We start from the raw sequence: 26,060 nt of genomic DNA, 5'->3' as shown, positions 1-26,060 counted from the left end.
CTGTCAGACCCATGACCTACAAAGGTCCTCAGTGCACCGAGTGGCGGGGAGGAGGCCGGGCCGGTGGCCGAGCTTGAGCACGCCGGGCAGGCATGGGGCGACGGAGGTGTGTCCCGCCCCCGGCACAGCCCCGAGGAGCCCTCCGCGGCCGGCGGCCACCCCGCCGGAGAGGGCGGCCCGGCCGGTGACGCCCCCTTCGACCGCACCTTCGAACGGCTGCCGCCGCAGGACCCGGTGGCCGAGCAGTCCGTGCTCGGCGGCATGCTGCTCTCCAAGGACGCCATCGCCGATGTCGTCGAGGTGCTCAAGCCGCACGACTTCTACCGGCCCGCACACGAGCTGATCTACTCCGCCGTCCTCGACCTCTACGCCAAGGGCGAGCCGGCCGACCCGATCACCGTCTCCGCCGAACTGACCAAGCGGGGCCAGCTCGCCAAGGCGGGCGGCTCCGGCTATCTGCACACCCTGGTGCAGACGGTGCCCACCGCGGCCAATGCCGAGTACTACGCCGAGATCGTGCACGACCGGGCCGTGCTGCGCCGCCTGGTCCAGGCCGGCACCCGCATCACCCAGATGGGATACGCCGCCGACGGAGACGTGGACGACATCGTCAACGCCGCCCAGGCCGAGCTGTTCCAGGTCACCGAGCAGCGCACCGCCGAGGACTATCTGGCACTGAGCGACATCATGGAGGGGGCACTCGACGAGATCGAGGCGATCTCCACCCGCAGCGGCGAGATGACGGGCGTCCCCACCGGCTTCACCGATCTCGACGCCCTCACCAACGGCCTCCACCCCGGCCAGATGATCGTCATCGCCGCCCGCCCGGCCATGGGCAAGAGCACCCTGGCGCTGGACTTCGTCCGGGCCGCCTCGATCAAGTACGGGCTGCCGAGCGTGATCTTCTCGCTGGAAATGGGGCGGAACGAGATCGCCATGCGGCTGCTCTCGGCCGAGGCCCGGGTCGCCCTGCACCACATGCGCTCCGGGGCCATGACGGACGAGGACTGGAACCGTGTGGCCCGCCAGATGGCGGAGATCAACGAGGCCCCGCTGTTCATCGACGACTCGCCGAACCTCTCCATGATGGAGATCCGCGCCAAGTGCCGGCGGCTGGCCCAGCGCCACAACCTCAAGCTGGTGGTCGTGGACTATCTCCAGCTCATGTCCACCGGCGGCTCCCGGCGGCCGGAGTCCCGCCAGCAGGAGGTCTCCGAGATGTCCCGGAACCTCAAGCTGCTGGCCAAGGAGCTGGAGGTCCCCGTGATCGCGCTCTCCCAGCTCAACCGGGGGCCCGAGCAGCGTACCGACAAGAAACCGATGGTGTCCGACCTGAGAGAGTCCGGATCGATCGAGCAGGATGCGGACATGGTCATCCTGCTGCACCGGGAGGACGCCTACGAGAAGGAGTCGCCGCGCGCGGGCGAGGCCGACCTCATCGTCGCCAAGCACCGCAACGGCCCCACGGCCACCATCACCGTCGCCTTCCAGGGCCACTACTCCCGCTTCGTCAACATGGAGGGCGGCTTCTAGCCGGTCCGGTTGTGCAGGGTCTCGGAGCCGTCGTTCAGCGGACCGGTGAACGGCAGGTCCGCGATCCGCAGGAGCTGTGCTCCGTGGCACGGGCCGGGGGGCCGGGGACCGGTGCGGCCGGCGGCACGGACGGCACCGGCCGCAGGCCGCACCCGGGAGGTCACGGGCGCAGGTGGTAGAAGCGCCAGAAGGGGTTCTCCACGGGCAGCACGGTGACGCCGGTGAAACCGGCCTCGCGGGCCATCCCCTCCAGGCGCGGTGCGCGCAGCACCGTCCCGACGGCCTCCTCCCCGTCCTCGGCGAGGGTGGCGGGCAGGCAGTGCAGGATGCTGCATCCGTAGAGGAAGCGCTCCAGCCCGTCGCCGGGCGCGGTGAAGACGTCGGCGCTGCGCTCGTCGGCGATCAGCACGTGACCGTCCTCGGCCAGCACCCGCCGCACGCCGCGCAGCACGGCGACCGGGTCGGCCATGTCGTGCAGCGCCTCGAAGAGGGTGACCAGGTCGTAGCGCGGACCGCCGGCGGGCAGCCGCCGGGCGTCCAGCGCGGCGAAGGTGACCCGGTCGGCCACTCCGGCGGTGGCCGCGGCGGCCCGGGCCTCGGCCACCGATGCCTCGTCCAGGTCGATGCCGTCGACCGCGAGCCGTGGAAAGGCGGTGGCCAGCGCGATGGCGGAGGCACCCAGTCCGCATCCCAGGTCCAGCACGCGGGCGTCCGGCGTGGTGCGCAGCCGCCGCTCCAGGCCGGGCACGGCCGGCAGCCACTCCTGGGCCAGTGCCAGCCGGAACTGCGGTCCGTTGAGCGCCGCGACGCCGTGCCGCACCTCCTTGCCGTAGGCGGAGAACGGTACGCCGTCACCGGTGCGGTAGGCGGTGACCAGCCGGTCCATCACCCGGGCGATGCCGGCCAGCATGTTCGCCAGCGGGCCGGTGTAGGCCGGGCTGTCCGGGTCGAGCAGCGCCTCGGCGTGCCCGGCGGGCAGTGCGTAGCGCCGTTCCGGTGCCGGGTCGGTGGTGTTGAGGCACTCCAGGTAGCCGGTCACGGCCTGCTGCTCCAGCCATTCGCGCGCATAGCGGGGGGCGACCCGGGCCCGGTCGGCGAGCTCCGCCCCGGTGGCCGGGCCGCCGTCCCGCAGCGCCCGGTAGAGGCCGAGGGCCAGGCCCAGATGGACGGCGAGGATCTCGGTGGCGGCGGTGGTGCCGGCGAGCAGGCGCTCGGCGAGTTCCTCACCGGTGCCGGTGCCGGTGCCGGTGCCGGTTCCGGGGGCCGGGGTGGTGTCGGTGGTCATACAGGATCTCCTCGTCAGGGTCGAGCCGGTCGGGTATCCAGGCTGCGCGGCGGGCGGTACAGCCCGATGACGTCCGGCTGTCCTGCCCGGGCAGTGCGCCGGCAGCCGACTGCAAGCGGCCCTTCCCGGGCCGGTGGCCAAGAGCGGAGGAGCGGCACGCCGGGCGAGGCCGAGGTGCGCCGCAACTCGGCCGCCCGCGCGGGACGTTCACCGGAACAGGCGGTGGAGGAGGCGTTGCGCCTGTTCGGGGCCCGCCACCGGAGCCCGGCACCAGGCGGCGAGCGGGTGCCGGAGGGGGTCTTGTGCGGCGGCGGTCGATGAGTAGGGTCAATGCCGGGTTCCGGAGCGGGCCCGTCCGCGGCGCGCGTTCCGGCAGTCCGCCACGCTCCCGGTGAGCGTGCCGGGCGCTCCGCCGACGGAGCAGGCAGCAGGCGGCCGGGGTGCCCGGCCGTGACCTGCCGGCCCCGCCGACCGCAGCCGGTGTGCGGCACGGTACAGCGGGTACGGCAGCGGGTACGGCGACGGCAGCGGCAGGCCGCGCCGGTGGCGGATACGGCACAGAACGGCAGCACCAGGATGAGCACGAACGGCACCGCATCCGGCGGCGTCCGGGGGGACGGTATGGCGGAGATCAATCACGTGGGCAGGCAGCCCGCGGTCCCGGCCCCGCCCGAGCGGCGGGAGCCCGCAGCGGACCGGCTGCCCGGCAGCGACGGCGAGCATCTGCTCCAGGAGCGGCTGGGCACGGTCGAGGATGCGGACCGCTTCTACGACGAACAGATGCTCGACCACCTCAATGACCGCATGCGTGAATTCGTCGGCCGCCAGGAGATGTTCTTCCTGGCCACCGCCGACCGCTTCGGCGAGTGCGACAGCAGCTTCCGGGCCGGGCCGCCCGGGTTCCTGCGCGTGCTGGACGAGCGCACGCTGATCTACCCCGAGTACCGGGGCAACGGCGTGCACGCCAGCCTCGGCAACATCTCCGAGAATCCGCATGCCGGGGTGATGCTGATCGACTTCGAGCAGGCCCGGATCGGCCTGCATGTCAACGGCCGGGCCTATCTGATGACGGACGCCGAGGCCCGTTCCCGCTACACCGACCTGCCCGACGACCCGGTGCCCGGGCGGCAGGCCCGGGTCTGGGTGCGGATCGAGGTCGAGGAGGCGTACATCCACTGTGCCAAGCACATCCCGCATCTGGTGAAGTCGCCCCGGCGCACCCCGCGCGACTGGGGGACGGACGACTACAAGCGCAAGGGCGGCGACTTCTTCGGCGCCGCGCGGGAGGCCGCGGCCCGCCGGGCCGGGAGCGAACCGCCGGCCGAGGAGCGGGAGCCGGTGTCCGCCGCGCTGCCCGCGGTGCCCGGGCCCAGTGCGGAGGCGTGGCGGCAGGAGGCCATGCGGCTGCTCGCCGAGGCGGAGCGCCGGGGGAGCGGGGCACCGCCCTCCGGCTGGTTCGGCGGCGCCGCCCGTTCCCCGCGCTCCGCCGCCGCCCACCGGGCCGATGCCGCCGGTCCTCCGGAACCGGCCGCCGGACCCTCCTGACCCTCCTGACCCTCCTGACCCTCCTGACCCTCCTGGCCGTCTCGACCGGGGGTGCCGGGAACGCGGCCCGGCCCGGGGCGGCGGGCGTGGCCGTCAGCGCAGGTCCGGGGCGAGCAGGCCGATGATGCCCGGCACGTTCCGTGCCAGGTAGCCGCGGAGCGTGACGGGCACCAGGTTCACCGAGGTGAGCCCCTCGGGGGTGAAGGGCAGCCGGACGATCTCGTAGGTGCCGCGCGGCTCCTCCACTTCCGGGCCGTGCCGCAGCGACGGGTCCATGGAGGCCAGCCGGCAGACGAAGAAGTGCTGCACCTTCAGGCCCGGCGAGGTGTCCTCGTCCGGCTCGGGCACATGGCGCACGGTGTCCACGAAGGCCGGCACCGCGTCGGTGATCTTGGCACCCAGTTCCTCGTGCACCTCGCGGTGCAGGGCGGAGAGCACGGAGGCGTCACCGGGCTCCACACCGCCGCCGGGGGTGATCCAGTACGGTGCCATGCCCGGTTTGGTGCGCTTGATCACCACCAGTTCAGGCACCGCGCCGGACGGCCCGGACGGGCCGATGCCGTCGAGCAGGATCGCGCGCGCGGTGCGCTTGACGACGCCGACCGGGCCCGCCTGGCCCGACTGGTCCGCCGCGCCCCCGGGGTCTCCCGCCCCCTCCGCCACAGGTTCCGCGTCAGTCATGACAAGCATCTGGCCCGCGGACCGCCCGCCGAAACCTTTCCGTGATCCGTCCTTCGCGTTCTCCCCACACCACGCGGTTCGTTTGCACGCAATGCGCGCGGTATGGGAGGGCTGTCAGTGCTGTGTCCAGGTCCTGCCGGAGCGTGCACAAACCTGCCACGAACGGCGCGAATAGTAATGGTGCGCTGACCACCGGTCATCTACCGTGAGCGGACCTGGGTCGTTCGAGCCGCGAGGGGGAGGCTCGAACGACCCGTCCACGGCCGCCGGCTCACCGGCCGGCTCACCCGCCGGCCGCCGCGTCCAGCGCCCGCCGCACGTCCGCCACCAGGTCCTCGGTGTCCTCCACCCCCACCGACATGCGGATGAAGCCCTCCGGTACGTCGTCCCCGCCCCAGCGGGCGCGCCGCTCCGCGGTGGAGCGCACCCCGCCGAAGCTCGTCGCCTCGTCCACCAGGCGCAGCGCACCCAGGAAGCGTTCGGCCGCGCCCCGCCCCGCGGAGAGCGTGAATCCCAGTACGCAGCCGTAGCCGCGCATCTGGCGGGCGGCCACCGGATGGGCCGGATCGTCCGGCAGCCCGGGATAGCGCACGGCCTCGGTCCCGGGGCCTTCCCGCAGGACACGGGCCACGGCAAGGGCGTTCTGCTGCTGCCGCGCGATGCGCAGATGGAGGGTGGCCAGACCGCGGTGGGCGAGCCAGGACTCCATGGGGCCGGGGATGGCACCGATGGTTTTCCGCCATGCGGCGACCGGCTCCAGCAGCCGCGGGTCCCGGGCCGCCGCATAGCCGAGCAGCAGATCGGCGTGGCCGTTGAGGGCCTTGGTGGCGCTGGCAACGGAGAGGTCGGCGCCGAGTTCCAGGGGGCGCTGGCCGAGCGGCGTGGCGAGGGTGTTGTCCACGGCCACCAGGGCGCCGTGCCGGTGGGCGGCCTCGGCCAGGGCACGGATGTCGCACACGTCCAGGCCGGGGTTGGAGGGGGTCTCCAGCCAGAGCAGCCGGGCGCCGGGCAGCATCCCGTACACCTCGTCGCCGCCGGTGGCGGCGGTGCGGACGGTGACCCCGGCCGCCTGGAGATGCTGCCGCACCCCGCCGAGCAGGTAGTAGCCGTCGGAGGGCAGCACAGCGGTGTCGCCGGAGCGGAGCAGGCCGAGCAGCACGGCCGAGATGGCGCCCATGCCGGAGGCGAAGACCAGGGCGGAGGCCGGAACATCGGGGGACTCCAGTTCGGCGACGGCCTGCTCCAGCGCGCGCCAGGTCGGATTGGCGTCCCGGCCGTAGGCGAACTCGGCGCCGGCCGGGTCGCCGGGCAGATGGAAATGGGAGGCGAAGACGGGGCCGGGCAGCGGTGCCGCGTACAGCCGGGCCTCCGGTACTCCGGCCCGTACCGCCCGGGTGCCCTCGCCGAGGCCGCCGGTCCGCGGACGGCGCGGGCCGCCGTCCGCCGCCGCGGGGTCCTCGGCCGGGTCCGCCGGGGTGCCGGTCGGTTCGCTGGTCATGGGGTGTCCGCCTTTCTCGCCGGGGTTCGCGGGCCGTGGGCCGTGGGCCGCCGCCGTCCCGGGGTGGCCGGGCATGCGGCGCCGACCAGCGAATCACATCGGGGCCGGCCGGCTCGCCGGCGCCCGTCAGGCGGTGAGCGCGGCGCGTGCCGCGGCACCGCACTGGGCGCCGTAACCGGCGCCGAAGAGCGCGGCGTGCACCAGCAGATGGTGCAACTGGTGCAGCGGGCGGCGCCGCTCCCGGCCGGGCAGCGGACGCAGCTCGGCGTAGGCCGCCAGGATGCGGTCCAGACAGGGGCAGCCGAACAGCTCCAGCAGCGCCAGATCGGTCTCCGGGTGACCGCCCTGCGCGGCCGGGTCGATGAGCCGCACCCGGCCGTCCGCGGACCACAGCACGTTGCCGTGCCACAGGTCGCCGTGGATCAGCGCGGGCGGCTGCGGCGGGCTGGCCACCTCCTCGATCCGGCCGCACAGTTCCTCCACCACGCGGGCGTCGCCGCGGGCCATGGCCCCGCGGTCCACCGCCAGCCGCAGCGTGGGCAGCAGCCGGTGCTCGGCGTGGAAGGCGGGCCAGCCGGCCGGATCGGCCTGCGGGGGGTGCGGGGAGCTCAGCGGCAGCGGCCCGAGATAGCAGGGGCCGGCGGGCCCGGTCGTGATGCCCGTGCCGGAGCCTTCCTGCTTCGCCGCGCTCGCCGCGCTCGCCGCGCTCGCGGCGCTCGCGGCGCTCGCGGTGCCGTCCAGTCCGTCCCGGGCGGCGTGGCCGGGGCGGGGAGGGGCGGGCAGGTTGCCCCACTGCGGCGCGCCCGAGCCGTGCAGCGCGGCCAGGTCGCGGCCCAGCCGCTCGGCCTGGGCGGCGTCCGGCGCGCCGGCCCGGACGAACTCCAGCACCAGCACCCCGGCCCGCACGGCCAGCACCGGCGGCACGGCGACCGTGCCGGTCGCGGCCAGGGCGCGCAGCCCGGCGGCCTCGGCGCGGAAGAAGTCGGCGGGCGCGCCGGCCAGCGTCTTGGCGAAGACGATCCGGCCGTCGGCCAGCTCCATCCGGTAGGCGTCGCAGATGTCGCCGCCGGAGAGCGGGCGCACCGCCCGTACGGCGGCGCCGGTGGCCGCGGCGACCTGCTCGGCCGGTCCGCTCCGGCCGCGGCCGGAGCGCGGCGGGCCGCTGGGATCGGCCGCCTCGGCGCTCAGCGGGCGGCCGAGGCCGCCGGACCCGGCCGCCCGGGGCGTGAGGCGGGCCCGGTCCGGGTCCGCGGCGTCCGCCGGGCCGCCCGCCCCGGTCGTCTGGGGGCGCTCCCCCGGCATCCGGGCCATCAGGGGGTGGGGTCCTTCTCGGCGAGCGGTTCGCCCAGATGTTCGGCGACCGCCTCCAGCATGCCGGGCACGGCGGCCTCGATCATCTCCAGGCACTCCTCGAAACCGGAGTCCGGGCCGTAGTAGGGATCGGGGACGTCCAGCTCCCGGCCGGCCGCCGGGTCGAACGAGCGCAGCAGCCGGATCTTGACGATGTCCTGGTCGGTGGGGGCCATCCGCAGCAGCTGCCGCTGGTGGCCGCGGTCCAGTGCCACGACCAGGTCGTAGCGGCCGAACCAGTCCACCCGGAACTGGCGCGCGGAGTGCCCGGCCTCGTAGCCCGCGGCCAGCAGCGCCGCGGTGGCACGCGGATCGGCCGGCTCGCCGGTGTGCCAGCCGCCGGTGCCCGCGCTGGCCACCACGACCCGGCCGTCCAGACCGCTGTCGGCCAGGGCACGCCGGAAGACCGACTCCGCCATGGGGGAGCGGCAGATGTTGCCGGTGCAGACGAAGCACACGCGGTACCGGGACTCGGACATGTGCGCCAGCTTACGGCTCCGTAGGGTCGGCGTGGCCTGGCCGGCGGCCAGTCAACGGGCGCACGCCGGATCACCCGACCGGGTGCTCCGGCGCTCCGGTGCGGGGTGCTCCGGTGCTCCGGTGCGGGGTGCTCCGGTGCTCCGGTGCCCCGTCAGTCCTTGTCGAGGACCGCGTTGACCGCCCAGGAGACCAGGGAGACGACCAGCGCGCCGAGGAAGGCCGCCCAGAAGCCGTCCACCTGGAAGGAGTCCCCGGCGATCCAGCTCGTCAGCCAGAGCATGAGGGCGTTGATCACCAGGGTGAACAGCCCGAGGGTGAGCAGCAGCAGCGGAAACGCCAGGAACTTCACGATCGGCTTGACGATCAGGTTCACCAGGCCGAAGATCAGCGCGACGATCGCGAGCGTGACGACCTTGGAGGCGGTGGTGGAATCCTCGTCGCCCAGGGTGATGTCGGGCACCAGTGCCCACGCGGCGGCCAGCGCGAGGGCATTGGCCAGGAACTTGATGAGAAGGCTCATGCACGTGATCGTTCCAGACGACACCCAACCTCGGGCAAGGGGCAGGCAGGCATGAAGGCGTTCCGGCTTGACGATTTGGAGGCCGAGCGGCGCGCCAACGAGGGCGCGTATCTCCAGTTCCTGCGGGAGCGCAACATGTCGGTGGGCCTGTACGCCCTGGACGCCGGGGAGCACGACCCGCAGCAGCCGCACCGCCAGGACGAGGTCTATGTGGTGATGAGCGGCCGGGCCCTGCTGACCGTCGGGGACGAGACCACCACCGTGGGCCGCGGCAGCGTGGCCTATGTGCCGGCCGGCGTGCCCCACAGGTTCCATCACATCAGTGAGGACCTCCGGGTCCTGGTGGTGTTCTCTCCTCCGGAAAGCTGAGGCGGCCCCCCGGTGTCCCGTAGGGGGAGGTTCAGGGAGGGACCGGGGCCGTCGGCCCTCCCGGTGACCGCCGCTCGCGCCTAGCATCGACAGCACAGCGGTCCGCGGAGTGCCGCGGGCGGCTGGCGGGAAGAGGCACAGGACGATCTCCGGGCCGGCCGGTGACGGTGCGGCGCAACGGACAGGAGCGGGGCATGAAAGAGCTGTTCATGGCGCTGCCGTGGTGGGTGCGCTGGGTGGCGATACCGGTGATCGCGGTGTTCGTCTTCGGCGGCATGCTGCTGAACCTGCTGTCGTTCCTGGTGTGGCTGGCGTTCAAGATCCTGGTGTTCACGGCGCTGGTGGCGCTGCTGATCTTCGTGGTGCGGAAGTTCACCTCGTCGTCCTCCGGCACGTCACGCGGCGACTGGTGACCGTGCGGCCGCGGCCCGTGCAGGGCTGCGGCCGGAGCATGCGGATTCCTGCGGCGGACACCTGTTCGAGGGGGCGTGTCGCGCCCAAATCCCGGAGGGGACGGGCGGGTTCCGGTTAGCCTGGCCGGGTGACCCAGCGGCAGGAACACTCCGCGGCGGGGCCGACACTGATCGGCTCGGTGCGGCGCGCGCTGCGGCTGCTGGACGTCCTGGTCGCCCATCCCCGCGGAGCGACCGCCAAGCAGCTCGCCCGCGAGGCCGGGCTCCCGCTGCCCACCACCTACCATCTGCTGCGCACCCTGATCCACGAACGGTATGTGCGCCGCGTGGACGGAATGTTCGCGCTCGACACCGAGGCCACCGCCCGGCTGGCCTCGGTGGCTGCCCGTGCCGCCCGCCAGCAGGCCCTTGAGGAGCGACTCACGCGCCTGCGCGACTCGTTGCAGGCTGCCGTTTATCTCGGTTGCTACCGGGAAGGCGAGATCCAGGTTCTGCTCACCGCGTCCGACGACCGGTGTCCGCCGGTCGCCGAGTGGGTGGACCTCCGGGTGAGCGGTCACGCGCACGCGCTGGGACAGGCGATGCTGCTGGAGATGGACGAGGACGAACGCCGCGACCATCTCTCCCGCCACCCGGTGTGCCGTCTCACCTCTCGTACGGTGCGGGACGACAGTGAACTCCTGCGCCGCCTGGCGAGGTTGCGGCGTGGAACACCGGTCTGTGAGACAGCCGAATATGCGCCGGACGCGGTGTGCGGCGCGGTGGGTATCCGGCTGGGCGCCATGGTCGCCGCGGTCGGCATCTCGCTCCCGCTTCACCAGCGGCAGCGACTGACGGAGGTGACGGAGGCGCTCCGGGCGGAAGTGGAGAACGGCCTTTTGCTGCTGCCGTTTTCCCTGGGCTCTATCAGCATCTGAAAAGAGTCGTCTTGTCCGCCCGTTGCGCCCCGCTATACGGTCGGAATGGTGACAAAGGTGACCAAACAGCCGTTCAACACACGACAGTCAGGAACGGGGGTACAAGCACCATGAGCGCATCCGTCACGGCTCACGTCACGATGGACCTGGAGGTCTCGGAGGAGCTCGCGTTCCGGACTCCGGTGGAGCTGCACTACACCAGCGCCGACCCGTACGCGGTGCGGCTCACCTTCACACTGGCCGGCGATCCGCCGGTGAGCTGGGTGTTCGCCCGGGAACTCCTGGTCGACGGGGTGAGCATGCCCACCGGCGACGGAGACGTCCGGGTCAGCCCCTGCCGGGTGGACCCCGGCATCGGCGCCGCGCCCGGCCCCCGGCCGGTACCCGACCGCGCCGGTCCCCCCGACCGGGTCCGCATCGAGCTGCGGGTCGGCGGGGAACAGGCGGTGATGTCCATGGGGACCTGGCCGCTGCTGGCCTTCCTCGACCGCTCCTCGCGGCTGGTGCCGCTCGGCCGGGAGGCCAACTACCAGGACATCAACGCGGCAGTGGAGCGGATTCTGTCCTGCGAGTCCCCGGGCTGACCACCCCGGCGGCGCCGCCCGTCTAGCGGGCGGCGCGCCGGCGGTGGCCGCGCCGGGACGCACCCCGTCCCGCGGGGCCCGTACCCCCGGCCCCACCATGCCCGCCCCCGCCGCCCTGACCGTCGTCACCTTCTCCGCGCTCCCCGCGCCCCCGTCCGGGACCGCGCCCGCGGCCGGGACCGCGCCCCCGGCCGTTCGGCACTCACCACCAGCGCCGCCAGCAGCGTGGTCATCGGCACCGAGGCCACCAGGCCGATCGAGCCCACCAGCGTGCGGACGATCTCCTCGGCCACCAGCTCACTGAACGCCACCGTGGTCACCGGCTGCTGAGCGATGGTGAACAGCAGCAGCAGCGGCAGCGCGGCACCCGCGTAGGCCAGCACCAGGGTGTTCACCACCGACGCGATGTGATCCCGGCCGATCCGCATCCCGGCCCGGTACAGCTTCAGCCAGCCCGCCCCCGGCTCGGCCAGCCGCAGCTCCCACACCGCCGAGGTCTGGGTCACCGTGACGTCGTCCAGCACGCCGAGCGAGCCGATCAGCACCGAGGCCAGCAGCAGGCCGCGGATCTCGATGTCCGGGTAGAGGCTGTGCACCAGCCCGGTCTGGTCACTGGTGTTGCCGGTCAGATGCGCCCAGTCGATGAAGAGCCAGCCCAGGGCGCCGATCAGCAGCAGTGACAGCAGGGTGCCCACCACCGCGACCGAGGTGCGGGCGTTGAAACCGTGCACCAGATAGAGCGTCGCCAGCATGATGACGCTGCCCCCGACCACCGCCACCGCCAGCGGATGGGAGCCGTGCAGGATCGCGGGCAGGATGAACAGGGTCAGCACCGCGAAGCTGATCGCCAGGCCGACCAGCGCCATCAACCCGCGCATCCGCCCCACCAGCACCACGGCCACCGCAAACAGCGCCGCCAGCGCCGTCACCGGCACCGAGCGCTGCACATCGATGATGCTGTACTGCAGCTCCTCCGGCGCGTCCGGGGCATAGGCCGCCTGGACCTCCTGACCGGTGGAGAACCGCTGGGTGGCGTCCGGCGGCACCACCTCGTCGAAGGTGCGGCCGGTGTGCGGACCGGAGGTCACCTCCACGGTGGCCACTTCGCAGGGGCCGGTCACCCCCTCCTGCACGGCCACGCCCAGCTCCGCGCACGGCTCCTCGCGGACCGAGGTCACCCGCGCGTCCTCGATCTGGCGGTCGAAACCGACCCCGCTGCGCTCGCCGCCGCCCGTCTCCGGGGCGCCGCCGGCCGGCCAGAGCACCAGCAGGCCGATGCCGACCAGCACCGCGAACGGCACCAGCGCCAGGGCGATCAGGCGGCGCAGATGACCCGAGACGGGGGACGGCGGCCCGTGCTGATGGGTGTGCCCGTGCGGGTGGGCGCGCGGATCGAAGGCGTCACCGGCAGCGCCGGCGGCGCCGGCATCGTCGGGCGGATGGCTGCGGGGGGACTCCGGGAAGCTCACGGCCCGATCATCCCAGGAGAAGCCGTCCGCACAGCGGAGTGCGGCCCCACTGTTGCCCCGCCGGGGTGTGCAGTTACCGTGAAAGTGCACGTACGTGATCGCGGGAGCTCCGAGCACGGGGCTGAGAGGGCGCTGAGGCTGCGCCGACCGCCGAACCTGTTACCGGGTAATGCCGGCGTAGGGAGTGGGTCTCATGACCAATCAGGATGCACAGGCACGCGCGGAAACCCCCCGGGCGGCGGCGCACGACACGGGAGGGGTCTGGCACAAGGGCTACCTCCCCGGCTCCCGCCCCGACCTGAGAGTCCCGGTACGCCGGGTGCACCTCACCAACGGCACGGATCTGACGCTGTACGACACCTCGGGCCCGTACACCGATCCCGCCGTGCCGACCGACGTCCGCCGCGGTCTGGAGCCGCTGCGGCAGAACTGGATCACCGAACGGAACGACACCGAGGAGTATCCCGGCCGGGCACCGCGCCCGGAGGACGACGGCATCCGCCACACCACCCCGCGCGGGGGCGAACTGCGCAATCTGGACGCGGTCTTCCCGGGGCGCCCGCGGCTGCCGCGCCGGGGGCGGGACGGCCGGGCCGTCACCCAGCTCGCCTACGCCCGCCGGGGCGAGATCACCCCCGAGATGGAATTCGTCGCCCTGCGGGAGAACGTCTCCCCGGAGGTGGTCCGCGACGAGATCGCCGCCGGCCGGGCCGTGCTGCCCGCCAACATCAACCACCCCGAGACCGAGCCGATGATCATCGGCAAGCGGTTCCTGGTGAAGGTCAACGCCAACATCGGGAACTCCGCGGTCACCTCCTCCATCGAGGAGGAGGTGGAGAAGATGACCTGGGCCACCCGCTGGGGCGCCGACACCGTGATGGACCTCTCCACCGGGCGCAACATCCACACCACCCGGGAGTGGATCCTGCGCAACTCCCCGGTCCCGATCGGCACCGTCCCCATCTACCAGGCCCTGGAGAAGGTCGACGGCCGGGCCGAGGAACTCACCTGGGACATCTACCGCGACACCATCATCGAGCAGGCCGAGCAGGGCGTCGACTACATGACCGTCCACGCCGGCGTGCTGCTGCGCTATGTGCCGCTCACCGCGCGCCGCAAGACCGGCATCGTCTCCCGCGGCGGCTCCATCATGGCCGCCTGGTGCCTGGCCCACCACAAGGAGAACTTCCTCTACACCCACTTCGAGGAACTCTGCGAGATCCTGCGGGCCTACGACATCACCTACTCGCTCGGCGACGGCCTGCGCCCCGGCTCCATCGCGGACGCCAACGACGACGCCCAGCTCGCCGAACTGCGCACCCTCGGCGAGCTCAACCGCATCGCCAAGTCCCACGACGTGCAGACCATGATCGAGGGGCCGGGCCATGTCCCCATGCACAAGATCAAGGAGAACGTCGAACTCCAGCAGGAGCTGTGCGAGGAGGCGCCGTTCTACACCCTCGGCCCGCTGACCACCGACATCGCGCCCGCCTACGACCACATCACCTCGGCCATCGGCGCGGCCATGATCGCCTGGTGGGGCACGGCCATGCTCTGCTACGTCACCCCCAAGGAGCACCTCGGCCTGCCCGACCGGGACGACGTCAAGGCCGGCGTGATCGCCTACAAGATCGCCGCCCACGCCGCCGACCTGGCCAAGGGCCACCCCGGCGCCCAGGAGTGGGACGACGCGCTCTCCGACGCCCGCTTCGAGTTCCGCTGGGAGGACCAGTTCAACCTGGCCCTCGATCCGGACACCGCGCGGGCCTACCACGACGAGACCCTCCCGGCAGAACCCGCCAAGACGGCCCACTTCTGCTCCATGTGCGGCCCCAAGTTCTGCTCGATGAAGATCTCGCACTCCATCTCCGAGCAATTCGCCCCGGACGACTCGGCGTCGCTCAGTGAGGCGGAGATCGAGGAGGGCATGCTCACCAAGTCCAGGGAGTTCGCCGACTCCGGCCGCCGCCTGTACCTCCCGCTCGCCGATTGACCCACCCCGGGCCGGTGATCCCCGGCCCCCGCGCGGGCTGCCGCACCCCTCCCTCCCCGGCAGCCCGCGCGCCGTTTCCGGCCGCGCCGTCCACCCGACGGCCGAAGGGCCCGGTCCGCGGACTATCCGCCCTGGGTACGGCGTGAGGCCAGGTCTCCGCCTGGCTCGCCCGCGAGGACGTCCCCGCTGCCCGAGTTGTGGAGGAGAGCGAGCAGCTTCTCCTGATGGACGGCTGTCCGGTGACCTTCCGGTCTTGATCCGCGAGGCGGACCGCAAGCCGACATACGGGGAGCCGGACACGTTCTCCGGGAGTTGCACGCCTACGGGCGGGACCTGGCTGACTGGCCGGGCTTCCCGCTGCTGCGGGGTATCCAGGAGTTCCGGATGACCACGTGGCTGATGCAGAACGTCGCCGAGAGTCCGGAGGCGGTGGAGGAGCACGCCCGGCGCATCGCCTCCTTGCGGGACGACGACGCGCCGCGCAACGTGCACCGGGCCTGTCCGGCTTCCACTCGTCGTCCAGCTCGGCAGGGGCGGTGTGGATGCGGTAGCTCAGCTCTGCTGTGTCTTCCGCTGTTCTATGGGGATCTCGTAGGCCACTTCCCAGCGTACGTCCGCAACGACGATGTCGGCGGTCTCGACCGGGTGGCCGTCCGTGTCGTAGTACGTGCGCTCGATCTGCAAGAGCATGTCACCCACACTGATGCCCAGGAGGTTCGCCTGCTCCTGGGTGGCTCGCGCGGGCCGGGGGACTTCCACGGCGACGTCGATGTGGACGCCGATCGAACGCATACGCTCCACCACGCCCATGCCTGCGAGCGGCCCCATTTCCGGGAGAACGACGGGCGTCCCGTCCGTGATGGCCATGGGTTCCCAGGACTCGGAGAGCTGGACGGGTTGGCCATCGGCCAAGAACTCATAGCGTGTTACGACACAGAGATCACCCGGCGAGATCGCCAGACGTTCGGCGATGTGCTCCGGCGCCGGGGTTCGTGCCTGGCTGTGGGCCTCCCAGGTGCCGGCCTTGCCCTGCTGCCGTCCCGGCGAGACGTGTTCGGGCCGTCGGACGGGGACGGAGTGCGGATGATCCGCCCGTATGTGCTGCCTGCCGAGGTGCGGCGTGCGGTGCTCGGGGCGGCGCCGGACGGGTTCGATGTGGACTCTCGCCGCATCCACGGTGTGGTGCCGGCGGCCGGGTGTTGCTGATGAGCCAGCCGGTCAACGGTGTGTGCGGGGCGCGGCGCGGTGGGTGGGAGGACGGCCCGGCGATCGGGCGCCACCGGCTGGCCTGCGTGCTGCCCGCCGAGCATGCCGAGGCGCACCGGGACGCCCTCGGGAAGTCCTGGACCGGGCGGTGTGCGGAGTGCGGCGGTGAGGCAGAGGTGCGTGCTGTGCTGGCCCGTGGTGAGAGAGGGCTCGCCGAGAGGGAGGTGTGCGTGGCGTGCCGCAACGACCCTGGGGCAGGCATGTGCGTGCAGTGTCACGGGTGGACGGCCGTGCCGGTGCTGGTCCGGCAGGTTGATCCTGGTTCGGGGCCGGTACGAGGGCTGTACGCCTGCCCGCCGTGTGCGGCGGCGCTGGTGGACGCGGTCCAGCTCTGGGTGGCTCTCTTCGACCACACCGCCAACTGCCCTGCCTGCCGCACCGAGGAGACCGGCTGCGCCACGGCACGGCAGCTGCGCGCCGCACACCGTACGGCAAGGAGACGGACTGACCCGGAGGTGTCACCCGGTCCGGGCGGGTGACCGGGGACGGTGCCTTCCTGTGTGCGGGCTGCCGCACCCCCTTCCGCGCGGCAGCCCGCGCCGTGCTTACGCGGCGGTGGGCGGGAGGCGGTAGACGGAGATGTGGGAGCGGGACTCGGCGGTGAACTCGGAGCCCTGCCAGTCGGCGTGGCGGGATTCCCGTTCGAAGCCGGCCAGCCGGGCCATGAGGTCGAGCTCGGCGGGCCAGATGTAGCGGTGCGGGCTGCGGAACACCCGCGCCTGGCGGCCGTCGCCGAACCGGAAGTGGTGGGAGACGAGGTGCTGGCGCAGCGGGTCGTAGGTGTCCAGGCCGATGTAGCCGTCCTCGCTGTGGAAGACCATGGCGTGCTGACCGGGCGGGAGCCGGCGCAGATCGGGTACTCCCAGCTCGATGACGAACCGTCCGCCGGGTGCCAGATGGCGGGCGGCGTTGCGGAAGCACTCGACCTGTTCGTCCTGGGTGAGCAGGTTGGAGAGGGTGTTGTAGACGAGGTAGACGAGGCGGAACGTGCCGGGTGCGCGGGTGGTCGCCATGTCGCCGACGACGACCGGGACCGTCGCGGGGTCCGCCTTGGTGCGCAGCCGGCTGATCATGGGCCGTGACAGTTCGATGCCGGTGACCGGCACTCCGCGCCGCGCCAGCGGGACGGCTACCCGTCCGGTTCCGATGGCGAACTCCAGCGCCGGTCCGCCGTCCGCGAGGGCGGCGAGGCGGCTGACCGTCGGCTCCAGCACCTCCGGGGCGAACATGCCGGTCCCGGGGGTGTCATAGCTTTCCGCGGCTTCGGTGTCCCAGATGTCCTCCTGGCGCATGTCCTCGACCCTCCCGCAAACGGACGGGGATGTCGAAGGATATTCGCGCCCGGGACGAGGCGGAGCCGTCGCCGGTCCGGTCAACTCCCTTGGGTGGCAGACGCGAAGGAGCAGACGCGAGGGCGGGGATGACACTACGGTCGGGAGTCATGACTGTGGATCCGATGCAGCCCCCGTCCGTGCCGGACCGGCAGCCGTCCCGGGGCGGTGCCGGTCCGCTGATCGCCGCCGCCGTGGGCGGGCTGGTGCTGGGCGCCGCCGGAGTCGGCGTCGCGTGGGCGCTCGGCGACTCCGGCGGCGGCCCCCTGGACGCGGGCGGGGGCGCGGAGGCCGACGCTCGTGACGCCTGCGAGGTGCTGGCCCGTTTTGACGAGGAGCGCTTCTTCGACGAGGACGACGCCGGCCGGATCGCCTCCTATCGCTTCGGCCTGGTCGTCGGGCTCGCCGAGTCCGCGGCCGTCGGTGACACGGAGTACGAGCCGCTCGCCGACGCGATGCGGACCGCCCAGGCCCGCATCGCCAATGTGGGCGATCTCGACGGCGAGGCCGGTCAGGCCCTCGCGGACGCCCGGGAGTTCTGCGACGGCAGGTGAGGCGGCCCGCGGTGGCCTTCCGCCGCCGGTGCGGAGGGCCGGCGGGCGCGGTCGGGACTCCTCCGCGCGTGCACCCAGGGGTGCGTGGGGGCAGGCGGATGGGTGGGGCGATTCTTTACTGGTCAGAGGGGGCGTGGCCAACGACGCCCGGGTACAACCGAGACCATGCGTACGATGCTGATCGTCATCGGGGCGGCACTGGCCGCACTGGTCGCGCTGTACCACGCCCGCCGCAGCTTCCGGTACAGCCGGGACATCCTGGAGCGGGTGCGGAAACTTCAGGACGACAACCGGCGCAGTTCCGAGCGGGTGCTGGATCTGATGGACCGGATCCGCGATGTCTCGGACCGGGCACGGGAGCTGATGGACCGTTCGACGGGGCTGGCGGACCGGCTGCGCGACATCGTCACACGGACCCAGGACCTGCCGGGAGGCATGCCGCCCGTCGACTCGTTCACGGTGGCCGAGCGGAGCGCGGCGCGAAGCTGGGACGCGCTGGTGACTCTGCGCTATGTGGAGGCCATCAAGCTGCTGGGCTCGGCCAACCGCACCGAGCGGCTGGGCGGTATCTACGCGCTGGAACGCATCATGCGGGAGTCCGAGGACGACCATGCCGCCGTGGTCCAGGTGCTGGCCGCGCATGTCCGGCACGAGGCGCCGGGGCCCGGCCCGGAGGAGGCCGCGGACATGACGCACGAACATGTGCAGGCGGCGCTCACCGTGATCGGCCGGCGCCCGGCCCGGGAGGAGCGGTTCAGCATCGATCTGGCCCGCACCGACCTGCGCGGGGCGTTTCTGGTGGACGCCCGGCTGGAGGGCGCGCTGCTGGACAGCGCCCGGCTGGAGCGGGCCAACATGGTCGGTGCCCGGCTGGCCCGGGCGTTCCTGGTCGGCGCGGCGCTGGACGGGGCGTTCCTGGTGGACGCCCGCCTGGAGGGGGCGCATCTGGTGGGGGCGCGGCTGGAGCGGGCGCATCTGGTCGGTGCCCGGCTGGACCGGGCGGTACTGGCCGGGGCGTTCCTGGAGCGGGCCCTGCTGGCCGGTGCCCGGCTGACCGGGGCTCATCTGGAGGGCGCGGATCTGCGCAATGCCGATCTGGACGGCGCGGACCTGTCGCACGCGGTGGGGCTGCGGGCGGAGCAGCTCGCCGCGGCGGTGCTCTTCCCCTCCACCAGACTGCCCGCCGAACTGGCGGGCGACAAACGGGTCGTGGCGCGTATCGAGGAGTGCGAGGGGCGCCGCGGCGCGGTGGCGTTGCCGGCGTCGGCATCGGACGGCCGGGCCGTCGTGGGTGTGGAGTAGCCGGCAGTCCCCCCTTGTATCGTGGGCATGGCAATCACGGGGACCACGTTGCTTGAGCCAGGGGGATGGATGTACGGGGAGCAGGGCTGGCAGGCGCAGCCGGGGCCGGGGATGCCGGGGGCACCGGGCGGGGGCGGCAACACGCATGTGGTCTGGTCGGCACTGCTGGCCGCCGCGTTCGCCCTGCTGCTGGTGGTGTCGCTGGTCGCGGACATGCCCAGCAAGTCCTACGAGGAGCTGGCCGGCAGTGTGCCGGGGCTGTCCGAGGACGATCTCAGCCTGGACGGGCTGGAGGGCGGCGGGGACCTCGGGGATCTCGGCGGGGCGGACGGGCTCGGCGGCCTGGACGACCTGGAGGGCCTGGAGAGCTCCGGCGGCGCAGGGGACATCGGGGGTTCCGGCGAGTCCGCGAGTTCCGGGGGGTCCGAGGGGTCCGGTGCGTCGGGCGGCAGCGGCGGCGCGGGCGGTTCGGGTTCGGGGTCGTCCTCGGGGTCGGGCGGCAGCGGCAGCGGCGGTGCGGAGCCCGCGCCCGATCCGGTGGGCGACGCCTTCCGGGCCGTGCAGCAGGGCGACTGCCTCCAGGTGTGGGACACCGGCGGGGAGTGGAGCGCCAGCCAGCCGCACGAGGTGAACTGCTCCAGCAAGGACGCGGTGATGTGGGTGTCGAAGGTCTCGGACAGCTCCCTGGACTGCGCCACCGGCGCCGGCCAGTGGTACTGGGAGCACCTGCACGCCGACTACAGCCGCACGGTCATCTGCATGACCCGGCAGTTCCGGGTGGGCTACTGCTTCATGGCCAAGCAGGAGGGCTCCGGCTCCAACGCCAAGATCGTGGACGGCAATCTGATGAGCCTGATCGAGTGCGATGCCAAGACCGTGCCGTCGCCGTACAACCAGATCATGCACATCACGGGCGTGTACGACGCGCCCTCCAGCCCGGACAGCACCGACTGCGCCCGGGTACAGGGGGATCAGACGTACTACTGGTACTGGGTGGTCGACGACGGCGACACCCTGCTCTGCACCATGGTGTACGGCAGCTGAGACCCCCGAGCGGCGGCCGGGACGGGGCGGCTGCGGCTCGTGCGGCGGCTCGGGCTGCGGCTCAGGCGGCGGTGCGGGCGGCGACCACCAGGCCGGTTGACCAGTCCAGCAGGGTGATGCGCAGGCCGGGCAGGGACCGCATCCTCGCCAGGAAGCCGTCCACCTTGGCCTGCCACTCGGTCTCGTCCGGCGGGATGTCCAGATCGTCGCCGACGTAGAGGCCGCCGGGTTCCAGCAGGGCCAGGGCCTCGTCCAGCCGCTCGAACTTGCCCACCGGGCAGTCGGCGAAGATCAGGGAGAATCCGGGGCCCCGGTAGCCCGCCAGCCAGGCGGCGGCGTCCGCGTGCACGAAGTCGGCGCGGGGGTCGTCGCCGAGGTGGCGCACGGCGACCTCCCGGCGGGCCGCCTCGGCCTCCACGGTGACCAGCCGGGCGGACCGGTCCATGCCGGAGAGCAGCCAGCAGGCGCCCGCGCCCAGGCCGGTGCCCAGCTCCAGGATCCGGCCGCCGGGCTTGGCCGCGGCGAGGGTGGCGAGCAGCGCACCGGTCGACCGGTCGCTGGAGTAGGGGAAGCCGGCTCGTTCCGCTTCGGCCGCGATGGCGCGCAGCGCCGCGGGTTCATTGTGGGTGTCGGTGAACACGGTGGACGACGTTAGCGCGGCCAAGGGGCCCGGCGGCCACCGGTTTTCGGCCGCACCCGCGCCGCACCCGCGCCGCTGCCGGGCCGCTGCCGGGCCGCCGGGCGATCATGGGGTGATCATGAGGAGCCGGCCGCGGAGCCGGAGGAGAGCCTGAGCGGACAGGGAGGCGCAGCGGTGATCGTGGCCTTTTCGGTGACCCCGATCGGTACGGGAGAGGACGTCGGCGCGGAGGTGGCCGAGGCGGTGCGGGTGGTCCGGGAGAGCGGCCTGCCGCACCGGACCGACGCCATGTTCACCAGCCTGGAAGGCGAGTGGGACGAGGTGATGGACGTGGTCCGGCGGGCGGTGGAGGCGGTCCGGGCGCGTGGCGCCGCCCGGGTGAGCCTGGTGCTGAAGGCCGACATCCGGGAGGGCGTCACGGACGGGCTGACCGCCAAGGTGGAGTCGGTGGAGCGCCACCTGGCGGGCTGAGGACGGCCGGAGCCCGCCGGCGGGCGGGAGCCGGGCAGGCAGGTGCGGGCAGCAGGCGGGAGTCAGAGGGAGAGACCGTCGGACAGGGAGCCGAAGTCGGCGTCCAGGAGCTCGGTGAGGTCCAGCGGTGAGCTCAGCAGCAGATCGTCCAGGCCGGCGACGAAGAAGATCGCCAGCGCCGCCAGTTCCGGCCCGGTGAAGCCGCCGCCCCGCCAGCGGCGCGGCCGGCCGTTCTCGATCACCTGGCCGGTGCCGCGCTGCACGATGCGCCGCCCGAAGCGCCCGGCCCGGATCCGCAGCGTCCAGGACGGGGTGGCGAACTCGGCGTAGCGGCGCCGGGCGGCCAGCCGGCGGCGGCCGGTGATCAGCAGCGGCCGGCCCAGCACCTCGCCGCGCACGCCCTCGCGCCGCAGCCGGCGCCGCCGCCAGCGGGTGGGCGGGGAGACGTCGTGCAGCCGGGCCACCGGGCGGCCCTCCGCGGTCAGCGTCCAGTCCTCCCGGCGGGACAGCACGCGGACCGTGGCCGAGGGCGCGCGCACCAGCTCGAACTCCCGGTCCCACAGCACGATCCGGGCGCCGTGCACCCGCTCGGTCACCGCGATCCGCCACTGGCGGCGCGGGCCGGGCAGCTCCACCCGCCGTCCGCTGCCGCGCAGATGGCGGCCGGTGCGCCGCCCGCCTTGCTGTGCCATCGTTCCCGCCCCCTCGCCCGGCCGGGCCGGCGTCCGGCCGGCCCTGTGCGCGGGGGGACGCCCGGGAGCCGTCCGGCCGTTCCCGCCCGCCGGGCCCGTTGCCGGAACCGGACGGTACCGGCACGGTCCGGTGGCTCAGTGGCCGCGCTCGGCGCCGCCGTTGACCTGGAGCACCTGCGAGGTGATGTGGTCCGCGGCCGGGGAGGACAGCCAGTGCAGGGTCTCGGCCACATCGCCCGGCGTGCCGGCCCGGCCGTTGAGCGTCTCGGCCACCCGCGCCTGCCGCCGCTCCTCGGACATCCCGCCGCCGGCGGGCCCGCCGAAGAACTCGGTGTCGTCGATCAGGCCCGGCGCCACCACATTGACCGTCACCCCGCGAGGGCCGAGCCGCCGCGCCAGGTCGTGCGCATACGGGTGCAGTGCCGCCTTGCTCGCGCCGTACGCGCCCGAGCCGGAACCCCGGTAGGCCGCGATGGAGCTGACGAACAGCACCCGCCCGCCGGGCGAGGCCAGCCGTTCGCACAGCGCCTCGGTGAGCAGTACCGCGGTGAGCGTGTTGATCCGGAAGTTGACCGTCCAGTTGTGCGCGACGCGGGCCAGCGGATCGGCCCGCACCTCCTCCCCGGGCGGCGGCTCCAGCAGGCCGTTGCCGCCCGCGTTGTTGATCAGCACATCCACCGTGCCGAACTCGCGGGCCACGAAATCCGCCACCGTCGCCGCCCCGGACGGCTGGGTGAGATCCGCCGGGCAGGCCACCGCCCCGTCGATGCCGGCCGCCGCCGCCTCCAGCACGTCGGCCCGCCGCCCCACCAGGACCGTGCGGTCCCCGGTCCGGGCGAAGGAGTGTGCCGTCGCCAGACCGATCCCTGTCCCGCCGCCACTGATCACTACTGTGCGCTCAGCCATGACGGGACCGTACGGCGTGCCGAGCGGGTCTGTCACCGGAAAATGCTCCGTCACAGCGGGACCTCCCAGCTCAGCATGGTGCCGGTGCCGTCCGGACCGGGACCGAAGGCGACCCGGCCGCCCAGGCTCTCGGCGCGCTGCGCCAGATTGCGCAGCCCGCTCCGCCGTCCGCCGCCGCCCTCCGGCAGGCCGATGCCGTCGTCGGTGACGGTGAGCCGGACCGAGTCCCGGCCGTCCGGCAGCCGGCCGGAGGCGTCCACCGAGACCTCGACCCGGCCGGCGTGGGCGTGCCGGGCGGCGTTGGACAGGCCCTCGCGCAGCGCGGCGATCAGATTCTTGGCCACCCCCTCCCCGACCCGGGCGTCCACGGCCCCCTGGAACACCACCGAGGGCTGGAAGCCCAGGGTGCGGGCGGCCGTGCCGGTCTCCCGCAGCACCCGGGTGCGCAGCCCGGCCGGCGCCTCCTCCGGGCCCTGCTGGAGGGCGAAGATGGCGGTGCGGATCTCCTGGATGGTGGCGTCGAGTTCATTGACGGCGCGGCCGATACGGGTCTGGAGGTCCGATGAGCCGGCGGCCCGCTGCGCGGTCTCCAGCAGCATGCCGGTGGCGAACAGCCGCTGGATCACCAGGTCGTGCAGGTCCCGGGCGATCCGGTCCCGGTCCTCGTAGACGGCGAGCTGCTCGCGGTCGCGCTGCGCCTCGGACAGCACCAGGGCCAGCGCGGCCTGCTGGGCGAACTGGGTGGCCATGGCGCGCTCGGCGAAGCTGAACGGCTCGCCGCCGGGGCCGCGCGGCACCACCAGGGCGCCGATCACCTTGCCGTCGCTGGCCAGCGGCAGCAGCATGCTGGGGCCGTAGCCGCTGGCCACGCGGCGCGGCAGGTCGGAGTCGGCCGCGGCGTCGTCGACGAACACGGGTTCCCCGGCGAGGAGCTGGCGCACCGTTTCCGAGCCCGCGGGGACCACCGTGCCGATCAGGCCGCTGGGGTCGTCGGCGCAGGCGGCGACGATCTCCATGCCGCCGCTCTGCGCCGGGGTCATCACGAAGGCGGCGTCGGCGCCGGCCAGCCGCATGGCCTGTTCGGCGACGACGGCCAGGGCGTTGTCGCTGTCGTCGGAGAGCAGGGAGGTGGACAGTTCGGCGCTGCCGTCCATCCAGCGGGCGCGCTGGCGCACCGCCTCGTAGAGCCGGGCGTTGCCGATGGCGATGCCGGCCTCGGTGGCCAGGATCTGGGTGAGCTGGAGGTCCTCGGAGGTGAACGCGGCGGCGTGCGGCTGGGCCAGGTAGAGGGCGCCGAAGCCGACACCGTGCACCCGGATCGGGCTGCCCAGAAGGGACCGTATGGCCGGGCCGTGGGTGGGGAAGCCGGTGAATCTCGGGTCCTGGGTGAGGTCGTCCAGCAGCAGCGGACGGGGGCGCTCGACCATCCGGCGGACCAGCCGGTCGGTGCCGGGGATCTCCTCGATCCGCTTGCGCAGCTCGGGCTCGATGCCCCGGGTGACGAACTGGCCGAGGCCGCCCTCGTCGTCCAGCACCCCGATGGCGGCGTAGCGGGCGCCGGTCAGCGTGCCGGCCGCGGTGAGCACGCGGTCCAGCAGGGTGTGCATCTCGACGTCGCCGCCGATGGCGACCATCGCCTCCAGCAGCCTCGGCAGCCGTTCGGACAGCGACGGCCGCGGCGGGGGACCCCCGTCCGCGGGGAGGGCCTGTGCCATGTCAGCGAGCCTAATGAGTCCCGATTCGCAACGAAAGTCAGCCTTTCGCCCCCGGTCGGGGCCGACCGGCCCCGCCGCACCCGGCCCTGCGGTGCCCGGCCCCGCGTGCCCGGCCCCGCGTGCCCGGCCCCGCGTGCCCGGCCCCGCGTGCCCGGCCCCGCGTGCCCGGTCCCGCCGCCCCGCGGTGTCTTCGCGGACGGGCGGGGGCACGGCCCTCCCGCGGGCGCGTGCCGGGACGCCCGCGGGGCTGCCGGGGCGCGTTCCTGCCCGGGGGGATCAGGGGGCGGTGGCGGTGAGGGCGGGGGAGTGCGGAGCAGGGTCCAGCAGGCGGCGGAAGGGGCCTTCCCCGGCGGCCAGCTCGGCGTAGCCGCCGCGCTGCACGATCCGGCCCTCCTCCAGCACCAGCACCTCGTCCACCGCCTCCAGGCCCGCCAGCCGGTGGGTGATCAGCAGTGTGGTGCGGCCCTCGGTGGCGGCCAGCAGATCGGCGGTGAGCGCCTCCGCGGTGGGTGCGTCCAGATGCTCGGCCGGCTCGTCCAGCACCAGGACCGGGAAGTCCGCCAGCAGGGCGCGGGCCAGCGCCAGCCGCTGCCGCTGTCCGCCGGAGAGCCGGGCGCCGTGCTCCCCCACCGGGGTGTCCAGGCCCTCGGGCAGGGAATCGACCCAGTCCAGCAGCCGGGCCCGGGCGAGGACCGCGCGCAGCTCGGCGTCGGCCGCCTCCGGGCGGGCGAGCCGCAGGTTCTCGCGGAGCGTGGAGTCGAACAGGTGGGCGTCCTGGGCGCACAGGCCGACGCTGCGCCGCACGGTGTCGCCGTCCAGGGTGTCGGCCCGGACCCCGCCGAGCGAGTAGCTGCCGGATTCGGCGTCCAGGAAGCGCAGCAGGCAGTGCGCCAGGGTGGTCTTGCCCGAGCCCGACGCGCCGACCAGGGCCGTCCGGCGGCCCGGGGTCAGCTCCAGGTCCACGCCGCGCAGCGCGGCCGGCCCGGCCTGCCCGGGGTGGCGGGCGGTCAGGCCCCGGACCACCAGCGGGAACGGGGTGGCGGGCGGGGGAGCCGGCGTGGCGGGCTCGTGCACCGGCTCGGGTGCGTCCAGCACCTGGCGCACCCGCTGGGCGGCCCGCAGGGTGCGCTGCCGGTACTGGACGGCCAGCGGCAGACCGGTCACCGCCTCGAACGCGGCCAGCGGCACCAGGACGACCGTGGCCAGCCAGACGCCGGCCAGCTGCCCGCCGGCCACCGCCTGCACGCCCGCCCAGGCGGCCGCGGTCACGGTCAGGCCGGTGGCCAGGGCGGTCAGCCCGCCGGCCAGGGCGGTGGCCGCGGCGGAGCGGCCGGTGAGCCGGGTCAGCTCCTCGTCGGCCGCGCGGACCGCGGCCATCCGGGCGGGCAGCGCACCGGCGACGGTCAGTTCGCCCGTTCCGGTGAGCAGGTCGACCGTGCGGGTGGTGAGCAGGCCGCGCGCCGGGGCCAGCCGCCGCTCGGTGCGGCGGGCCAGCGCGGCGG

At 73.6% G+C, this 26,060-nt stretch carries 26 protein-coding genes and 1 riboswitch; of the genes, 12 read left to right on the top strand and 14 right to left on the bottom strand.

The window, feature by feature from the left end; genetic code table 11:
- The first annotated feature begins 63 nt into the window (after positions 1-63).
- The gene (gene dnaB / locus GQS09_RS04305; protein WP_313895986.1) at positions 64-1,533 is read left to right on the top strand and encodes a replicative DNA helicase; all 1,470 of its coding nucleotides are present in this window, start codon (positions 64-66) and stop codon (positions 1,531-1,533) included.
- A 160-nt stretch (positions 1,534-1,693) separates the two neighbouring features.
- On the opposite strand, the gene GQS09_RS30260 is transcribed toward dnaB, so the two are convergent.
- On the bottom strand, positions 1,694-2,818 hold the full coding sequence (locus GQS09_RS30260; protein WP_165984620.1) for a class I SAM-dependent methyltransferase: 1,125 nt from the start codon (positions 2,816-2,818) through the stop codon (positions 1,694-1,696).
- Positions 2,819-3,439: 621 nt separating this feature from the next.
- Here GQS09_RS30260 and GQS09_RS04295 point away from each other — a divergent pair.
- On the top strand, positions 3,440-4,363 hold the full coding sequence (locus GQS09_RS04295; protein WP_165984619.1) for a pyridoxamine 5'-phosphate oxidase family protein: 924 nt from the start codon (positions 3,440-3,442) through the stop codon (positions 4,361-4,363).
- A gap of 93 nt (positions 4,364-4,456) precedes the next feature.
- On the opposite strand, the gene GQS09_RS04290 is transcribed toward GQS09_RS04295, so the two are convergent.
- The 5 genes from GQS09_RS04290 to GQS09_RS04270 form a co-directional block, all read right to left on the bottom strand.
- A complete protein-coding gene (locus GQS09_RS04290; protein WP_165984618.1) occupies positions 4,457-5,044 on the bottom strand; it encodes an NUDIX domain-containing protein in 588 nt (195 codons plus the stop codon).
- A gap of 283 nt (positions 5,045-5,327) precedes the next feature.
- Positions 5,328-6,542, bottom strand: a complete 1,215-nt coding sequence (locus GQS09_RS04285) for a cystathionine gamma-lyase (RefSeq protein ID WP_165984617.1) — start codon at positions 6,540-6,542, stop codon at positions 5,328-5,330.
- Between the two features lie 126 nt (positions 6,543-6,668).
- Complete coding sequence (locus GQS09_RS04280; protein WP_243761102.1) at positions 6,669-7,853, bottom strand: fructosamine kinase family protein; 1,185 nt, start codon at positions 7,851-7,853, stop codon at positions 6,669-6,671.
- Entirely contained in the window at positions 7,853-8,371 is a 519-nt protein-coding gene (locus GQS09_RS04275) for a low molecular weight protein-tyrosine-phosphatase (RefSeq protein ID WP_165984616.1), read from the bottom strand. The genes GQS09_RS04280 and GQS09_RS04275 overlap by 1 nt, the downstream gene beginning before the upstream one ends.
- A gap of 152 nt (positions 8,372-8,523) precedes the next feature.
- The gene (locus GQS09_RS04270) at positions 8,524-8,892 is read right to left on the bottom strand and encodes a phage holin family protein (protein WP_165984615.1); all 369 of its coding nucleotides are present in this window, start codon (positions 8,890-8,892) and stop codon (positions 8,524-8,526) included.
- A gap of 51 nt (positions 8,893-8,943) precedes the next feature.
- On the opposite strand from GQS09_RS04270, the gene GQS09_RS04265 reads away from it, so the two are divergent.
- From GQS09_RS04265 to GQS09_RS04250, 4 genes are all read left to right on the top strand, one after another.
- Positions 8,944-9,261, top strand: coding sequence for a cupin domain-containing protein (locus tag GQS09_RS04265; RefSeq protein ID WP_165984614.1), 318 nt, complete (start codon positions 8,944-8,946; stop codon positions 9,259-9,261).
- Between the two features lie 194 nt (positions 9,262-9,455).
- Positions 9,456-9,674, top strand: coding sequence for a DUF5326 family protein (locus GQS09_RS04260; protein ID WP_165984613.1), 219 nt, complete (start codon positions 9,456-9,458; stop codon positions 9,672-9,674).
- Between the two features lie 128 nt (positions 9,675-9,802).
- Complete coding sequence (locus tag GQS09_RS04255) at positions 9,803-10,591, top strand: helix-turn-helix domain-containing protein (protein ID WP_313895985.1); 789 nt, start codon at positions 9,803-9,805, stop codon at positions 10,589-10,591.
- Positions 10,592-10,701: 110 nt separating this feature from the next.
- Positions 10,702-11,175 carry an SsgA family sporulation/cell division regulator gene (locus GQS09_RS04250; protein ID WP_165984612.1) on the top strand — a complete coding sequence of 158 codons (474 nt, stop codon included), beginning with the start codon at positions 10,702-10,704 and terminating at the stop codon, positions 11,173-11,175.
- Positions 11,176-11,300: 125 nt separating this feature from the next.
- Here the strand turns inward: GQS09_RS04250 and GQS09_RS04245 are convergent, their stop codons facing one another.
- The gene (locus tag GQS09_RS04245; RefSeq protein ID WP_165984611.1) at positions 11,301-12,644 is read right to left on the bottom strand and encodes a YibE/F family protein; all 1,344 of its coding nucleotides are present in this window, start codon (positions 12,642-12,644) and stop codon (positions 11,301-11,303) included.
- A 90-nt stretch (positions 12,645-12,734) separates the two neighbouring features.
- Positions 12,735-12,845, top strand: a riboswitch (TPP riboswitch).
- On the opposite strand from GQS09_RS04245, the gene thiC reads away from it, so the two are divergent.
- A complete protein-coding gene (gene thiC / locus GQS09_RS04240) occupies positions 12,838-14,637 on the top strand; it encodes a phosphomethylpyrimidine synthase ThiC (RefSeq protein WP_165984610.1) in 1,800 nt (599 codons plus the stop codon). (Overlaps the previous riboswitch by 8 nt.)
- A 552-nt stretch (positions 14,638-15,189) precedes the next feature.
- Here the strand turns inward: thiC and GQS09_RS04235 are convergent.
- Complete coding sequence (locus GQS09_RS04235; protein WP_313895984.1) at positions 15,190-15,813, bottom strand: UTRA domain-containing protein; 624 nt, start codon at positions 15,811-15,813, stop codon at positions 15,190-15,192.
- 29 nt (positions 15,814-15,842) lie between these two features.
- Between GQS09_RS04235 and GQS09_RS04230 the strand changes: the two genes are divergently transcribed.
- Positions 15,843-16,382 carry a hypothetical protein gene (locus tag GQS09_RS04230; RefSeq protein WP_165984609.1) on the top strand — a complete coding sequence of 180 codons (540 nt, stop codon included), beginning with the start codon at positions 15,843-15,845 and terminating at the stop codon, positions 16,380-16,382.
- A 66-nt stretch (positions 16,383-16,448) separates the two neighbouring features.
- On the opposite strand, the gene GQS09_RS04225 is transcribed toward GQS09_RS04230, so the two are convergent.
- On the bottom strand, positions 16,449-17,195 hold the full coding sequence (locus GQS09_RS04225; protein ID WP_165984608.1) for a class I SAM-dependent methyltransferase: 747 nt from the start codon (positions 17,193-17,195) through the stop codon (positions 16,449-16,451).
- A gap of 149 nt (positions 17,196-17,344) precedes the next feature.
- Here GQS09_RS04225 and GQS09_RS04220 point away from each other — a divergent pair, with 149 nt between their 5' ends.
- The 3 genes from GQS09_RS04220 (at position 17,345) to GQS09_RS04210 (ending at position 20,134) form a co-directional block, all read left to right on the top strand.
- A complete protein-coding gene (locus GQS09_RS04220) occupies positions 17,345-17,788 on the top strand; it encodes a hypothetical protein (protein ID WP_165984607.1) in 444 nt (147 codons plus the stop codon).
- A gap of 165 nt (positions 17,789-17,953) precedes the next feature.
- Positions 17,954-19,090, top strand: a complete 1,137-nt coding sequence (locus GQS09_RS04215) for a pentapeptide repeat-containing protein (RefSeq protein WP_165984606.1) — start codon at positions 17,954-17,956, stop codon at positions 19,088-19,090.
- A 27-nt stretch (positions 19,091-19,117) separates the two neighbouring features.
- Entirely contained in the window at positions 19,118-20,134 is a 1,017-nt protein-coding gene (locus GQS09_RS04210) for a hypothetical protein (protein ID WP_165984599.1), read from the top strand.
- Positions 20,135-20,195: 61 nt separating this feature from the next.
- On the opposite strand, the gene GQS09_RS04205 is transcribed toward GQS09_RS04210, so the two are convergent.
- The gene (locus tag GQS09_RS04205) at positions 20,196-20,774 is read right to left on the bottom strand and encodes a class I SAM-dependent methyltransferase (protein ID WP_165984605.1); all 579 of its coding nucleotides are present in this window, start codon (positions 20,772-20,774) and stop codon (positions 20,196-20,198) included.
- 174 nt (positions 20,775-20,948) lie between these two features.
- Between GQS09_RS04205 and GQS09_RS04200 the strand changes: the two genes are divergently transcribed.
- Positions 20,949-21,245, top strand: coding sequence for an MTH1187 family thiamine-binding protein (locus GQS09_RS04200; protein WP_165984604.1), 297 nt, complete (start codon positions 20,949-20,951; stop codon positions 21,243-21,245).
- A 62-nt stretch (positions 21,246-21,307) separates the two neighbouring features.
- Here the strand turns inward: GQS09_RS04200 and GQS09_RS04195 are convergent, their stop codons facing one another.
- The 4 genes from GQS09_RS04195 to cydC all read right to left on the bottom strand — a co-directional run.
- A complete protein-coding gene (locus GQS09_RS04195) occupies positions 21,308-21,937 on the bottom strand; it encodes a hypothetical protein (RefSeq protein WP_165984603.1) in 630 nt (209 codons plus the stop codon).
- Positions 21,938-22,072: 135 nt separating this feature from the next.
- Positions 22,073-22,843 (bottom strand): SDR family NAD(P)-dependent oxidoreductase, encoded by a 771-nt coding sequence (locus GQS09_RS04190; RefSeq protein WP_165984602.1) that lies wholly within the window; start codon positions 22,841-22,843, stop codon positions 22,073-22,075.
- A 50-nt stretch (positions 22,844-22,893) separates the two neighbouring features.
- Positions 22,894-24,558: a GAF domain-containing sensor histidine kinase gene (locus GQS09_RS04185; protein WP_165984601.1), complete on the bottom strand. Its 1,665-nt coding sequence runs from the start codon at positions 24,556-24,558 to the stop codon at positions 22,894-22,896.
- 276 nt (positions 24,559-24,834) lie between these two features.
- A partial coding sequence (cydC, locus tag GQS09_RS04180; protein ID WP_165984600.1) for a thiol reductant ABC exporter subunit CydC occupies positions 24,835-26,060 on the bottom strand: 1,226 nt, incomplete at its 5' end.

The organism is Streptomyces sp. YIM 98790, from assembly GCF_011421595.1.
Lineage (GTDB): Bacteria > Actinomycetota > Actinomycetes > Streptomycetales > Streptomycetaceae > Streptomyces.
The sequence above is the reverse complement of the archived record's forward strand: the minus strand, read 5'-3'. Positions and strand labels throughout refer to the sequence as shown.